We start from the raw sequence: 15,618 nt of genomic DNA on the forward strand, positions 1-15,618 counted from the left end.
ACTGGCTTCGTAAGCATAAGCTTAGTTTTGTGAAGCAAAACTGGCTTCGTAAGCATAAGCTTTAAGTTTTGTAGAGCAAAACTGGCTTCGTAAGCATAAGCTTTAAGTTTTGTGAAGCAAAACTGGCTTCGTAAGCATAGGCTTAGTTTTGTGAAGCAAAACTAGCTTCGTAAGCATAGGCTTAGTTTCATAAGCCTTCCCCTCGTTTTTTGCGGTTTAGCATTCTTTATAACGTTGAAACCGTTCCAGCAGCTGTTTGCCGAAACATCACCCCCCTAAAGAGCTGCTGCACCTTAGCGCAGACAGCGGACTATTCAACAATTCCCGTTCTTTCAATACCGCTAACGAACCAGCGCTGAAGGAACATAAACACGATGATCGGCGGTAAAATGATAAGGAAGGCTGCGGCCATTTTGGTGCTCTCCGTAATCGGATTAACGATGGTTCGCGTATTTCCGAGCAAGGACGGATTCAGCACATCCTCCAGCATATCTAGGCGGATCGACAGCGGCGTGAAGCCTTTGGTAAGAAACATCGATGGCTCATAATACATGTTCCAGTACCAAATAAATGAGAAAAGAAACACGACTAAGCATGCTGACCTTGCAAGGGGCAGCATAATTCCGAAAAACAGCCTCGCTGTAGAAGCTCCGTCCAGCTTCGCTGCTTCCTCCAAGCTTGGCGGCTGCGCTTTGAAAAACTGCCGGAAAATGAGAATAAATAATGCTCCCTTAAGGCCTTGCCCGAATATAGCCGGTATGAGAAACACAAAAATCGAATTCAACAAGCCGAGCTTGCTGAATATAACGTAAAGCGGAATGATGATAACCTGCGGCGGAATCAAGAAAGTCAATATGATTAGCGCCGTAAAAAGTCCCTTGAATGGCAGCTCCAGCCTAGCAAGCGCATAGCCGGTCATCGCACAAATAATGACCTGTACGAGCGAGCATGTCACCGATATAAGGGCAGTGTTTCTGAGCGCTTCCGGGTATTGCAGACCCTTCAGCGCTTTCGTCACATTTTCCCAAGTAATCTCGCGCGGAATCCACTTTACCGTCGGATCAAGGAGATCACTCATGTTCTTAAACATCGTGCTGACCATATAAAGAATCGGCTGTAAATAAAGGTAAGCGACAATCGAGAGCAGCAAATAAATGATGAGCTTCGCCAGCAATCCGTCAGACAAGCTTCGTCCGAGCACCAGCATTTTTGTTTTCTGGGCTTTGCGGCCCCATAGAACTCCCCTTACGCTGCGGCTAACCTTCTCGAACTCAGACTTCATCGCAGTAATCATGAATGTACCCTCCTTGTCTTGAGGCTCCGGTTAAACAGCCATAATACGAGGGCGATCAGCGCGAAGATGAGTCCAAAATAAATCCAAGCGAGCGCACTGGCGTAGCCGTAACCGGTATCGACCTTAAACATGTTGTCTTTGATATGCTTCAGCACAGGATTAAGCGGGAATGTGAACAGGTCGATAATCGTGTAGAGCACATTCAAGCTGATGAATGGCACACAAGCTGGCAGCGTTATTTTCCAGAAGCTGTCCCAAGGGGAGGCGCCATCGATCCGCACAGCCTCATAAATCGTTGGTGAAATCGTCTGGAAACCCGCAATAAAGATAAGAATCTGCACACCGGAATACCATAAAATTAGAATCGCTTTGCCCAAAACTGCCATTACGGTCTCTGCAAATTGCTTGCCAACATATTCCTCAACTATCGGAAGCAAATTGTACTGCTCCAGGAATGGAATATCTCCCGCTCCTTGCAAGAACAGCTCCGAGAGCACTTGCCCTGTTGCAAAAATAACTGGAAGAAAAAACAGCGCGCGGAAAATAAATCGTCCAGGAAATTTCTGATTCAGCATTAGTGAGATCAGCAGGGCAAAAATAACGATGATCGGAACCATCAGCAGCATTTCTTGGAAATAAGTGATAAGTTCAATTGGGAAAATGTTATCTTTCAAAAAAGCATCCCGAAAATTGCGCAATCCGACCCATTCATATTTAAATCCTCCGACCGCTACTTGCACCTTGTTAAAGGACATAAATAACGACCAGCTAATCGGGATAATGACGAACATCGCAAACCCAATAATCCATGGCAGCATGAACAGCAGTCCCATTCCGTAGCGCTTCCAGAGATGAAGGCGCGCTGCACGGACTCTAGCTTTTGCTTGCATTAGGCGCCCGCTCCCTTCTCTACGACGAAAGTCTTGCTGTTGTAATCGACGATCACCCGTGTGCCGTCCTCATAAACGGTAGCAAACCGATTTTCAGACAGCTTTTCGTGATTTTTAATCGTTTGGGAATACAAACCTGCCAGCGAATCAAAAGCCTCGTATTCCTTTAAAATGCGGTCTGTCCACTTCTCATATTGACTGCTGAATAAGAAACTCGCAGCCGTGTACTTGAGCTTCCGTGAATCCTCATGTGTGAGGAAGAAAGAAGGAACAGCTCCGTATTCAATCGCTTTTAAAAATTCAGTTTCTACATCATTACGAAGATTGCCATCTCCAAACGAATACGATACATAACCATGAAGCGCGATCGGATAAAAAGGAACCGTCTCGTCGACCATGAAATCATAGCTGGATTCATGCGGCAAATTAGCAATAAAATCGCTTTGGCCAACTGCGTAGTCATTCCCGCGATATACGCCAGCCGTGCCAAGCGTCTTCTGCGTGTATTCGAGTAAGCCATCGTAAACAGCAATTGTGTCCGAACGAGTTTCTATGCCTGTCGGATCATAGTCATGGAATACCATTTCACCCATCCAGTTGTACAAAATGCCGGATATGCCAATCTCCTTCAGCTTCTCAATCGTTTGATAGGCCATGGCAACGGTACGTGACGGCTTGCTGATAAACCATCCCTCATCAACAAATACCGTTTCATCAATGCCGCGAATACCGTTCGTTTTGCCAGATAAATCGGAATTGTCCGAATCGATCCAGACAAAATCATCCTCGAACATGACGTCAATGCCATGCTTTGTCATATTGGAAACAAAAGCCTTGGCAGCCGTCTCGCCGCCTAGCGACTCCTCAATTGGAAAACGGTCATAAAGGTCATAGTCGCCTTGATTTTGCCAGCCGTAATAAATGACCTTCAGATTAGCGACACCCTTCTCTAGCAGCCCATTTACGATATTCGTTGCCTGCGGAAAGGTCGTTGCCGTAATATATTTGATTTTGCTGAAGGCTTCCGTATAGTTGCCCCCCATAATTTTCAAATACAGAGGGGTGTGTTCAACAGGCTTTAACGGCTCGTTCAGCTTACCGGTTTCCGTCATATAATCTCGATAAGCCTTCGCCATTCCGACATAACCAGCGTCATCTCCATTAAGAAAGCGATATTCAACCTCTCTATCCGTATCCAATCGCTGTTTCTGTACCGCTTTAAGCGGTGCGGCAAGCCGGCTCATTCTGTACAAATATTCCTCACGGTAAATCTGATTGGAAAATACGTTATACATATTGGATTTAAGACCTGGCGGCATCGCAGCAATATTCGCCGAATCACCGCCCTCCGTTAGCACCGCCATAAAGGCATTGCTGCCTCGTTTCATACCGAACACCGGGTAAGCAATATTCTCACGTCTTTCACCTGAACGCGTCCAATTTCCGGTATTGGTTAGTTCAAGGCCGTATACCTGATGGATATATCCTCTAGACACGCCAGCCCGCTCTTTGTCAAATCGGATCAAGCCGCCTGGTCCATCTGGAACAAAAATATATCCATCCTCCTCTGAGGAAGCCGCGCCAAAGTAGGGAAGCAAGTCTACCGTAAAGACGGCATATTCTCCGTCCTCCTTAATTCCCTCTGTTGGAATACGTACCTTAAGCCCCTTTGACGTAAGCTCGTATTGGATCGTAAAGCCCAGCTGTTTTTCCGGGAAAACATAGGAGACCTGAAGTCCCTCTGCCGTTTTGATCAGCGTTGTTTGCAATTTCGGATCATTCGCGTTCAGCACTTCCCTGATCGTCTGATCCTTCCCTTGTGTCCTGACATAAGTGAGAACAAAGGGCGATTTCAAATTGGCAAGCAGCACACCTTTAACCGTTTCGCTGCTTAGCTGAGCTTCTGAAGGATTGCTGCTCCACCTGTAGCCAGTACGTTTATCAACCAAAGCAATCTGTGTGCTTGCGGGCTGAATATAAAGCGTGAAGTTCTCGCTTGCTAGTGCTTCTGAGAAACCATCAGCTCCCGCTTGCGGTTTCCAAGCCTCGCCTTCATAGAGAGGAGCCTTGCTCACTACTCTCTCCTTAATCCCTGTGTAGGCAAGCGCCTGTGCCGGCGAGAGCTCATCTCCTTGCAGGATAACAACCAAAATGATAATAAGTAACGCGCAAAATGCGATTGCTGCAAGCTTTACTCGAAGGGAAGTACGCTTGATGAACTCAACCATAGAAGGTCACCTCCTTGTAAAGCTGATAGAAGAAATCGTATAAATTGTAGGACAATCCGAAGACGAGAAAGGCAAACAGCCAAATCGTGCCAATGGTAAATATCGTGATGGCGATATTTTTGAGCGTCTCCACAAAATCGAAATTGTGAATGACCTGCGTCATAACGATCAGCATGACACCCATCCACAGGAACATAACCGTGTTTAATGAGTCCACGATCACTCGCTCATCAAGCGTCACGATATTGGACAGCAGTAATGTTGGAATGGAAAAGAACAGATACGGTGCAAGCGCATAGGTGCTGCCTTGAATGACCTCTCTGAATTTCCCTTCCCCGTCCTTCACGCTGCATACGAGATAATTCGCGATGATCCACGTTACCCAAGGAACTACGAATAATCCCAAACTTCCAAATAGATTGACCTGCGAGAGCTCCACGGGATGGAACAAAAACCCGGTGTAATAAATCGTTACGATCTTCACCGCTACAACCGAAACTAAAATAAAAATAATAATCCAAGGTGCAACTCTAGCTTCCTTCAGCTTGTAAAATCCATGATAAGGATGGAGCATGACGTACCAAAGGTTGCGCAAATCGCCAAGCGGGCGCTGCCATGATTCAGGCAAAGGGCGGCGCTGAAGCTGCTTTTTTAGTAGCATTCGGCTATACCTAAGCAAGAGAAACAAAGCTGCCAAGCCTAAAACGATCCATATGAAATGCTGCTGCAAAAACTCTAGTCGGATTTGCCAGAACGCTTTGGAATAGCCCTTCGTATCAAACGCTGTTTTCAAGAAGGTCAGCGCATCCTCGTTGTTATTCTCATGCAGATATACCTTGCCGAGCCCTTGAAAAGTTCCATTGTACATATCATTGCGGGCATAAACGCGATCCCAATAAGGCTTGCTCTCCTCATATTTGCCTTCCAAATAGAGCCCTAACGCATTCATAACGTCGCTTCCGAATTCCGTGCGAACAAATTTGTGAATCGTACCTGTTCGGCTGTCAGAAATCCAGACGCCGAATTTGGAATCTACGCCAATGCTCGTCGGAAATCCAAGAACACCATATTGCTGTGTTGCGTTATCAATGAATCCGAAAGCAAACAATGCTTCACCATTTTGGTCATAAATATTAATGTTGGCCGAATCCATATCAATGTTGTATAAGAACCCTTTTGAATCGCTTGCAACATCAACGATGCCATGGCCGTTCACGAGCGTCTTATTCTTAAAAGCATCGACACCGCCCGCATTTAGCTTGCGAATAGCGCCCTGCCCAAATCCCGCTGCCGTAGCTGTAAAGATAAATCCATCTTTATCAATGGCAACATTGGAGATTGGACGGGGAAGGCTCGCCGTCTCCTTATCCAGCTGCTCCTTGTTGAGAACGAGCTTCTTCAGCCAGTTGAGTACCGTTTGCTGCGCTTTATTGGCACCAAAGAAACCCATGAATTCCCCTTTGTCATTCATCCGCAGCAAGCCCTGATAGGAGGAATTCAAGCTGACATACATAACGCCGCGCCGATCAACGACAAGCTTTACGGGAACAAAATGCTCCTGCTCCAGAAAAGTTGATGCGGGCTTCTTGTACTCACGGTCGAACGTACCGTCGGCACGAAAGACAGCAATGCGCTGATTGCCCGAATCGGCTACATAAACGACCCCTTCCGGCGTAACGAATAAGCCTTCAGGCGCACTGAGCATGCCGGCTCCCTCTTCTTCGCCAATCGTCTGCAGCAGCGCTCCGTCATTATCAAGCACAATAACTCGGTTTGCTCCTTTGTCAGCCACATAAACCTTATCGTCTGCGCCCACCTGCAGATCGATCGGCTCTACAAAGCGAATTCCCTTCGTTTCAGCTGGAGTATAAACCGGCTGTATACGCAGCCAAGTCGATTGATTGCTGTCATAGTAGGCCGTTCGATAGGGAAGCTCCGCGTGTATCGCTTCTGGTGCGACAAGCATGGAGGTCGCCGCAAGAAGCAGGAATATTAGAAATCTCTTCATCGTCACGACTTCCTTTGCTGGTTTGAATTACTTAATTCCGGAATGGACCATCGTCTCAAGCACTCTTCGCTGGAAGAGCAAGAAGATAATTAGGTTCGGTACGAACATGAGCAAGCCGGCAGCGGCGGCCATGTTTTGTCCCGATACGCTGTTTTGCAGTCCGCTAAGCAGACTATTGACATAGAAGGCTAACGTTCTCATCGTTTCCTCTTGCATGAATAAGGTTGACGTCTCCACATCGCCCCACACGCCTTGGAATGTGAAGATGGATATGGTCGCAATGGCGGGAACGGAGAGCGGAAGCACCATTTTGGTAAAAATACCGAAGTGGCTGGCCCCGTCGATCTTGGCTGCTTCCAGCAGTTCTCCCGGAATTTGCGAAATAAAGCCAACCAGCATGAATACGGCGATCGGAGAAGCTAATGCCGGCAAAATATGTCCGAAATACGTATTGTTGATGCCGATTCCGCTGATGATCAAGTACCTCGGAATCCCAACGGTCTCGGGTGCGAACATCAACGATAAAGTAATAAGAGACAAGATCAGCTGCTTGAAATGAAACTGGTATTTCGCAAGCACATAACCTGCCATGGTGCTGACAATGATGACCGTAAACAACGTAAGTCCCGCTACAATTAAACTGTTGAACAAATAACGGGTAAACGGAACCGTTGCGTTTGATGCATGCAATATAAGCGATTCAAAATTTCGAAGCGTTGGGTTTTGCACCAAAAATCGCGGCGGGAAAAGAAAGAGCTCATTTTGCGGCTTGAAAGCATGGTTCAAAATAAACACGATCGGCAGCGACATGAATGCGGCCAGCGCGGTAAAAACAGTGACAAGGATGATCTGAAACGGCGTCACTCTGCGAAGTTTTCGAATCATGGTTTTACAGCTCCTCCTTTGATCCGAACAGCCGATAAGCAAATCTCATTGCAAAATAACTGATGATCAGCAGCATGACTGAGACCGAAGATGCATAACCGAGCTCGAAACGGATAAAAGCGTAATCGTCAATATGATTAATAATCAAATGCCCTGAATAGGAAGGAGTAATCGCCATCCCCGTCAACTGGGTGGATATGCCTCCCGCCTTCAGCGTTCCTACGATCGACATGACCGCGCTGAACAGCATTTGCGGCTTCATCGACGGAATTGTAATGTAGAAAACCTCCTGCAGGCGGCTGGAAATCCCGTCTATGCGGCCAGCCTCGTACAGCTCACGATTTACCGTCTGAAGACCAGCCAGCATAGCGAGAAAACCAACGCTAAAGCTAACCCAGAGCGATACGATGATCATAATATTGAGCAAATATTTAGGGTCCTGCAGCCAAATCGTCGGACTGTCGATCCAGCCCATCTTAAGCAAAAAATTGTTAAAATAACCAACGCGGTCACCGCTGAACGTCGCAATCCAAACGACGGATAACGCGACGCCGCCAGCCATAGACGGTGCATAAAACGCAAGCGTGTAGTAATCACGAATGCGAATCGGCAGCTGATGAATGAGCCAAGCGAACAGGAAAGCTAAAATATAACCTCCCGGCCCTACGATTAACGCGAACAAAAACGTATTCGGAATCGCTTTAGTTAGAAAAATGATGTCCTGTGTGAACAAGCTGATGTAATTTCGTACCCCGATAAAATGAAGCGATCCAAAGCCGTCATAAGACGTAAATCCAAGTGTCGCTGCCATAACAACCGGAATGACGATAAACATTAGGAAGCAAATGAGAAACGGCGCAAGAAACAGATAACAAAAAGCATCACGTCTCATTTCCCGCCAAAAGCGATTCCATTTCACACGCACAGCGGATTTCTGCTTCGGCTTAGCTATGCTGGGAGAAAGCTGCGTATTCATTTCTGCGGTTCCTCCCATTCGTAAGGTTGTTTAATTTGCGGAATTTTCAAATCCTCATTAGCCGATATGCCAAAATCATTTTGTCTACGATTCATTTCCCGCTGCAAGGAAAGCTGAGCAGCCTCAAGTGATTCCTGCGCAGGTATGCCTTCGAGAACCGTCCGATTCCACGCAAACTCCATCTCTCTGTTCAAGAAATAATAACCCGGTACATAAGGCATGTTTTTCGCCCAGCGCGCTTGCTCTTGAAGTGCCTTCAGGTCATCGCTCGGCCAAGTTAGTGATTTCATCGCATTGACATTCGCCGTATTCCATCTGAACTCAATGCCATAAAAGGACTCGACGTCTTTGGCGTATTGCGATTGCACGTCCTCCGAGGTCCACCACTCTAGAAACTTCCAAGCATCGTCTTTCCGTTCACTTTTCTTCATGATCATCGCGGCAGATATAGCCTGCGGCGACCATCTTGCCACCTCGCCGTTCACTTGCTCGATGCCCGGCAGCGGTGCGATTTTCCAGTGTCCAGTTATTTCCGGAGCAGCAACGAGCAGCTGCACATAGGTGTTGAAATCGGCCACACCTATAGGAATATCTCCATCGCGGAAATGCTGGAAAAATGCTGGTATGTCAATCGGCAGATTGTATTTCTTGTAGAGCTCTGTCCAGCGCTTGAATGCCTGCTGGCCAGCATCGCTCGAGAGCGCACCCTTCAAACCGTCTTGCGAATACACCTCTGCACCATTTTGGAAGAAAAGTGTAGTGAAATCGCTTTTCGGATAATTCATCGTCATTCCGTTTTCCTGAAGCGTTGGTAAAATGTCGAACACTTCATCCCATGTATCCGGAACCTTCAGGTTCAAGCCTTCTAGAATGTCGGTTCTGTAGAACATCATCTGGAAGTTCTGCACCTCTGGCAGTCCATACATTTTTCCGTCGTAGCTAAGCGAACGGCTGACTCCGGGAATAAATCGATCAAGCACATCCTTGAAGCCTGGAAAGTCAGACAGCTCCGCGGCCGCATCCCGCATTGCGAAGTCAGCTGGCGTAGACTCCCCAACGCCAAGCGCAATATCAGGCACGTCTCCTGCTGCATTTCCAAGTATGAGCATGTTCGGGTTGGTCATCAGATTGATATTGACTTCTATTCCCGTCCGAGGCGTGAAATCATTATCCACCATCTCACGCAGCAGCTCGACGTAATCCCGACCGCGCTGCACCCAAATGGTCAGTGCTTCCTTCTTGTTATGCTTGCGCGTGTCGTAGTCCAAATAGAAGGAGCGGCCAAAATCAGCAATCGAGTAAGGCACCCTTGAAAGCGTCGTAGGCACTTTCAGATCCGTAACCGTATTTGGCGTCCGAACGACGATATAATCCATGAGCAAAGGCTGCTGCGTCAGCGTTGCCATCCACGTCCCAATATTGTTCTGAATCGTCGAGAAATCATTGATTTTATTCGGTATTTCGTTCACATCCACCAGCATCTTCTCGAGTATCGCTACGGAACCTTTGATCGCTTCAGATAAATCAGAATCCTTTTTATTGAGACCATTGATATAGTTCCGAATATTCGTTAACTGAGCGACAAATTCCGTCATCTTCTGCTCGACATCCGGATCAAGCTTCTTCATATTCCACGTTCGCGTTGAATCGATGTTGGCGTCAAAAGCCGATTTGCTATAGTTGCCTGTAAGCAATCGTATATGTCGGTCGAATATTGCGAGCTGATCCAGCGTCTCCTTCAAAGCCAGATAAACGGGCTGAACGAGTGAGGAGTCAGCGGTCATGCGCAGGACATGTGCGCCCTTCTCCAAATAAAAGAAGAAAGGTTTCCCTTCTGCATCAGCAAGCGTGCCAATGTCGAATTCCTTCTTCGTCGGAATACCGTAATGAAGCAGCTCCTGAAATGGTGTTTTTCCATCAATCGAGATGGTGCGATATGCCTCAAAGCCATTTCGATAGTTTTGAAATGTTTTCAGGTCGATTTCATACCAGCCGGACTCTGGCACAGAAAGCTCCCATTCCACCCACTCGCCCGGCAATCGCCAGCGCTGACCGCCTAAGACGTTATAAGTAATTCGCCCTTTCGGGTCAGGTGAAATATAAGGCTCTGACCAAAAATCGGTCTGAATCGCGAGACTTGATTTCCGCTGAAACTGCTCCGCTTCGATCATGCTGAACCAGCTCTGCTTCTCCTCTTCCGGCGGATGCAAGTTTTTGTAATACTCGTAAGCTGGAATTTCTTCCTTTGGCTTGAAAGCTATTTCTCGGAGCGCGACGGACTCTCTCACCCCAACCAACCGCAGCTTATGCTGGCCTTGTTCCAACCGGTAGAGTACTGGCTCGGATGAAGCAGAGAATATCGTTGCCGCTTTTGCACTCCAACCGGCTAGCTCGGTTTGCGGAGGACGAATTTGCTGTCCGATCTCGTTGCGATCATATGGAAATTTGGAATCCTTCCAAAGTCGCTCCAGTTCAATGCGTTCCGACTCCGTAAACGGATATCGACCATCAATTTGAACGCCGCGTACGACGGAGGCGTTCCCGCCTTCTAAAGGCTTGTAATCAAAATGAAGCTCATACCAGCCGCCCTTCGGCACGTCGAACGTCCATTCCACCCAGCCCTTTTCGTTCTCCCAATAAAGCGCAGCTTCACCTTGCTCCTTATCAATCCTGACCGCCGATTCTTCAGCAGCAGCTTGATATGCGGTTGGTGAAATCAGAATGGACGGAAGACTCTCGTCGGTTTTGGCCGCCTCCGGATATTGGTACATCAGCTTCGCGTATGGCAGCTCCTCTGTTTTGCTTTTATAGGACAGCAGCTGCTCCGTGCTCACCGAGGTTGCATGAAGAACGGGTCTACTAGCCGTAATCCAGCGGATGACTCCGAACACCAGCGCCAGAACCAGAATGAGACGAAGAGCGATGCCCAGCATCCTCATTCTCCTCATCTGTCTTCTCCTCCAGCTGCCAAAGATACGCCGGTTTCCTCATCAAAGAAATGAACCTTGCTCATGTTGAAACCAACGACAAGCTTCTCCTCTTTGTGATAAACGATCTCCGGCTCCGTTCTGCCAATGAGCGTTTTCTCTCCTACCTTCACGTACACGTACGAATCGGCTCCCGTTACTTCCGTCATCTCTACTACGCATCGAAAGAAGTCATTCTCCTCCGCGTTTGCTTCTTCCCGCTTCAGCCATACATGCTCTGGGCGAATACCCATCACACAGTTGCGAAGCGATCCGCTTTTTACCGCAAAATGCGCATAATGACGTTCTGGAACGAGCAGCTTTATTCGCTTATTAACGAAATAATAAAGACCATCCTCCAAGACTAGGCTCCCCTCCATGAAATTCATCTGGGGCGAGCCGATAAATCCGGCGACAAACAAATTCGTCGGTTCATCATAAAGCTGGCGAGGCGGGGCAACCTGCTGGATAACGCCATCCTTCATAACGACAATCCGCGTTCCCATCGTCATCGCTTCGACTTGATCATGCGTCACGTATACCATCGTCCGCTTGAGGTCGCTCTGAAGCTTAATGATTTCCGCCCTTGTTTGAGCACGCAGCTTCGCATCGAGATTCGACAGCGGTTCATCCATGAGGAACACTTGCGGCTCCCTTGCTATCGCTCGGCCAAGTGCGACACGCTGCTTCTGACCGCCTGACAGCTGGCTTGGCTTGCGCTCCAGCAGATGCGATATTTCCAAAATTTTCGCCACACGGTTGACCCTTAGCTCGATATCGTGCTTTGCTGTCTTGCGAAGCTTGAGTCCTAGCGCGATATTTTCGTAAACGGTTAGATTCGGGTATAGGGCGTAGTTTTGAAATACCATCGCAATATCTCTGTCCTTGGGCGAGACATAATTTACGAACTTCTCATCGATGTACAGATCTCCTTCGGTGATTTCCTCTAGGCCAGCCAGCATCCGGAGCGTTGTTGATTTGCCGCAGCCGGAAGGACCGACGAGCACCAGGAATTCCCCCTCCTCAATGGAAAGGTGGAAATCGTTGACCGCCGGACGCGACTCCCCTTTATAGTGCTTATATACATGGCTAAACGTAATGCTTCCCACCCTTGCTCACCTCTCATGACGTATTGTCTTCCTCTTGCTACTATTAATGTTAACGCATACATTCGCCGGCAAATATGAGGTGATATTTTCTTTTGTTGTCAAAAATTAGCCTCTATCAGCTGAAAATCACTATTTTCCCTCCATTCTTAGAAAGCGCTTTCTATAATAGGAGCAAATCCACAATCTGCCTCTTCTGCTGCCAATAAAAAAAGAAGCCGCCTCGCTAGGTTTGCACCTGTTGAGTCGGCCTCTTTCATTTGTACTTATTCAGCTGTTTACCGATGGTCTGCCCAAGAATACTTAGGGCTCCAATCCAGCGTATCCTTTGCCATTTGATTGCTGACTACGGCTGTCCGCCCAGTTAAAGGCGCGCGCAGATCGATGACTCCCGGATAAAACTGCTGCAGCAAACGCTCGGTTGACCATTCGCTAAGCGTATCGTTGCTCGTAATATTGAGACAAATCGCTCCGCGGTCCTCCACATGAAGCGATGCGATACATGCACTGACTGCATCTCGTATATCAATATAGCTCCATAAAATATGTTTAAAGGACTCCGGCTTATCAACAGCAAGATGCTTGTAATCCTCAGGTTTAGTAATCATGGAGAAACGGAGTGAAATGACCTGCATGCCATTTCTTCGATCGAACATCGCAGCGGTCACTTCATTCACTACCTTCGATAGACCGTAGCACTCTTGCGGCTGCTGCGGATGATCCTCGTCCAGCGGCAAATAATCCGGTGCAAATGGCGTCGGTGCCCATGCAAAGCCGTAAGAAGACTCGCTTGAGCCCATAACAACCTTCCGAATACCAAGAATCGAGGCGGCTTCCAAAATATGATACGCTGCAACCGTATTGTTCGCGAATATATACGGGTACGAATGGCCAAGCGGTGCAGGAATAGCAGCCATATGTATGATGGCATCCGCACCGTGAAGCGCTGAAACGACTTGCCCGAAATCATTTAAATCCACTTTAATTTGCTTGCAATGCAGCTGATTTGACCGCTCGTTGTCCAAGGAAACAACCTGATAGCCATCCTGCTGAAGCGCCCCAATGAGCTGTGTCCCGAGCTTGCCGCTCCCGCCAGTTACTGCGATTGTTTTCATAGAAGAAGCACCTCCAATTTCCAACTTTGTATTATGGCCGCACAAGCGTACCGTCAGCCTTTCGATCCAGATGATAAGGATTGTGATATGCGGAGCGATTCCAATTGTCCCCAACGAGCAGCTGCGCCTTTAGCTCATCCAGCTCAATGCCAAGACCCGGCTTGTTCGAAGGGTAAAGATAACCGCCCTTTCTAACGATATGCCCCTCAAAGGCATCAAGCTCTTCCGCTCTAAAATGGTTCACTTCCTGAATGCCGAAATTCCATATCGCCATATCAAGATGTACCGCTGCCGCTTGGTTAACGGGATCATTCTCTCCGCCTTCCTGCCACGCGGTACGTACGCCAAACGCTTCGCACAGCGCTGCTATTTTGCGGCATGGCGTTATGCCCCCAGCTTTCGAGACGCGAACGCGAATGAAATCGATCAGCCTCTCCTTGACTAGCTCCGTCCACTCCTGCGGATTCACGAACAGCTCGCCAACCGCTTGGGGCGTTGCGCTCTGCTGACGAAGATGGCGATACCAGCCAATTTGCTCCGGTGCGAGCGCATCTTCAAGAAAGAACAGACCATAGGGCTCAACCCGCTTTGCCAGCTGAATCGCATTGATAGGCGACAGATGCTCATGTACATCATGCGTAAACTGGATACCCATGCCAAACGCTGACCGCAATTGCTCGAACATGTTCGGAATGGCATTCAAATAAGCCTGCTCGTCAAACACTGGACCTTTTGTCCAAGCTCGCTCGGGCAGGTTCGCTTTGTCAGCATTAATGAAGCCGCCTCCCCCATACCCGCCCATCTGCACGCGGATGACGGTATAGCCCTCTTCCATAAAACGCTGCACATCCTCCTTGAGCTCGGAAATATCCGATCCCCCTGCATGTCCATAACAAGGCACAGCCGCGCGGCTTGCCCCGCCGAGCAATTGATAGACCGGCAATCCCGCTTCCTTCCCTTTTATATCCCATAATGCCATATCAATACCGCCGATTGCCGTATGCAAAATAGCTCCGTTTCTCCAATAGCCGCTCATATACATTGTCTGCCACAAATCTTCTATGTTAGCGGCATCTTTGCCGATCAGAAGCGGCGCCAGCAACTGCTCAATAACTTGTACAACGGCTTCCGGATTGTAGACATCCGAAGCCGAGCCGAGTCCATAAAGCCCGTCTTGATCGGTCATCACCTTTACGATCGTCCAAGTTCCGTTCTTACGCGTTCGAATACATTTGATTCCCGTTATTTTCGCCATGCCCTCACCTTTCCTTTCCGTGTCTCGTTTAGTTTAAGTCAATCACACGGCATTCCACATGAGGCATTTTTAAACTTTCTGTCCTATTGTTAGCCTCTTTCCTAATCCTATGATGCTTATTGCCTTAGTAGTTACAATATAAAAAAAGAGAGTATCCCATATATGGGATACTCTCTTTTTAACTGTTTAAAATTAGACTTTCTCTATTTGCTCAAGTACAAACCGCTTGAACGCTTCCACCTCGTTAAAAATTCGCTCCGGCAGGACGCAGTAATCTTTATCCTGCACGACAGCCATCCACTGGGCAGCAAAGGTACGTATTCCGGCTTCTTGACCTGCCATCATATCATCGTTGCTGTCGCCGACAAAAATAGTTTCTTCCTTTGCCCAGCCAAGCTCGTTTAATATAAGATGGATCCCTTCCGCTGATGGCTTGCGCTTCTCCACATCATCGCCCGTTACAATCTTGTCGAAGCTAACCTCCCAGCCCAGCTTGTCCAGCGAAATATCGAGCGTACGCCGCGATTTGCCTGTGAACATGGCAATTCCGATGTCTGATTGCCGCAATGAGACTAGCAAATCAGCTATTTCCGTATTTCGCTCTACGAGCTCCTCATGGCGCTGCTCGTATTCAGCTACATATTCGGTTATGGCTGCTTCCACTTGCTCGCGATTGCTTAGATGCTGTTCAATAATTTGAAGCTCCGTCGGCCCTGCCAATGCGTACATATCCTCAATCAACACTTGCCTGCCATCATATCTCTGGAATACACCTGAAATCACTTGAAACATCACCGGCCAAGTATCAGCCAGTGTACCATCAAAGTCAAAAATAATATGTTTAATGTTGTTCAAAACAATCTCTCCTCCCCTACTATCTCTCTATTATAATCAT

Annotated in this window: 11 protein-coding genes; all 11 read right to left on the bottom strand. The window is 47.9% G+C overall.

Annotation, left to right across the window (positions count from 1 at the left end):
- Nucleotides 1-310: 310 nt before the first annotated feature.
- The 11 genes from AC1DOV_RS20235 to AC1DOV_RS20285 all read right to left on the bottom strand — a co-directional run bounded on the left by AC1DOV_RS20235 (nucleotide 311) and on the right by AC1DOV_RS20285 (nucleotide 15,578).
- Nucleotides 311-1,294 carry a carbohydrate ABC transporter permease gene (locus AC1DOV_RS20235; RefSeq protein WP_076269452.1) on the bottom strand — a complete coding sequence of 328 codons (984 nt, stop codon included), beginning with the start codon at nucleotides 1,292-1,294 and terminating at the stop codon, nucleotides 311-313.
- The gene (locus tag AC1DOV_RS20240) at nucleotides 1,291-2,184 is read right to left on the bottom strand and encodes a carbohydrate ABC transporter permease (protein WP_076269451.1); all 894 of its coding nucleotides are present in this window, start codon (nucleotides 2,182-2,184) and stop codon (nucleotides 1,291-1,293) included. The genes AC1DOV_RS20235 and AC1DOV_RS20240 overlap by 4 nt, the downstream gene beginning before the upstream one ends.
- On the bottom strand, nucleotides 2,184-4,412 hold the full coding sequence (locus AC1DOV_RS20245; RefSeq protein ID WP_477550887.1) for a DUF5696 domain-containing protein: 2,229 nt from the start codon (nucleotides 4,410-4,412) through the stop codon (nucleotides 2,184-2,186). The genes AC1DOV_RS20240 and AC1DOV_RS20245 overlap by 1 nt, the downstream gene beginning before the upstream one ends.
- Entirely contained in the window at nucleotides 4,405-6,420 is a 2,016-nt protein-coding gene (locus AC1DOV_RS20250) for a YIP1 family protein (protein ID WP_477550888.1), read from the bottom strand. Before AC1DOV_RS20250 ends, AC1DOV_RS20245 begins: the two co-directional genes overlap by 8 nt.
- A 27-nt stretch (nucleotides 6,421-6,447) precedes the next feature.
- Nucleotides 6,448-7,305, bottom strand: coding sequence for a carbohydrate ABC transporter permease (locus AC1DOV_RS20255; RefSeq protein ID WP_054027383.1), 858 nt, complete (start codon nucleotides 7,303-7,305; stop codon nucleotides 6,448-6,450).
- Nucleotides 7,306-7,309: 4 nt separating this feature from the next.
- Nucleotides 7,310-8,281: a carbohydrate ABC transporter permease gene (locus AC1DOV_RS20260; protein WP_477550889.1), complete on the bottom strand. Its 972-nt coding sequence runs from the start codon at nucleotides 8,279-8,281 to the stop codon at nucleotides 7,310-7,312.
- Nucleotides 8,278-11,229 (bottom strand): extracellular solute-binding protein, encoded by a 2,952-nt coding sequence (locus AC1DOV_RS20265; RefSeq protein WP_477550890.1) that lies wholly within the window; start codon nucleotides 11,227-11,229, stop codon nucleotides 8,278-8,280. Before AC1DOV_RS20265 ends, AC1DOV_RS20260 begins: the two co-directional genes overlap by 4 nt.
- Nucleotides 11,226-12,356 (bottom strand): ABC transporter ATP-binding protein, encoded by a 1,131-nt coding sequence (locus AC1DOV_RS20270; RefSeq protein WP_477550891.1) that lies wholly within the window; start codon nucleotides 12,354-12,356, stop codon nucleotides 11,226-11,228. Before AC1DOV_RS20270 ends, AC1DOV_RS20265 begins: the two co-directional genes overlap by 4 nt.
- Nucleotides 12,357-12,631: 275 nt before the next feature.
- Nucleotides 12,632-13,468 (bottom strand): NAD-dependent epimerase/dehydratase family protein, encoded by an 837-nt coding sequence (locus AC1DOV_RS20275; protein WP_441876127.1) that lies wholly within the window; start codon nucleotides 13,466-13,468, stop codon nucleotides 12,632-12,634.
- A gap of 31 nt (nucleotides 13,469-13,499) precedes the next feature.
- Complete coding sequence (locus AC1DOV_RS20280; RefSeq protein WP_339208028.1) at nucleotides 13,500-14,723, bottom strand: enolase C-terminal domain-like protein; 1,224 nt, start codon at nucleotides 14,721-14,723, stop codon at nucleotides 13,500-13,502.
- Nucleotides 14,724-14,915: 192 nt separating this feature from the next.
- On the bottom strand, nucleotides 14,916-15,578 hold the full coding sequence (locus AC1DOV_RS20285) for an HAD family hydrolase (RefSeq protein WP_477550892.1): 663 nt from the start codon (nucleotides 15,576-15,578) through the stop codon (nucleotides 14,916-14,918).
- Nucleotides 15,579-15,618: the final 40 nt, after the last annotated feature.

It is taken from the genome of Paenibacillus sp. 01T47 (assembly GCF_056398245.1).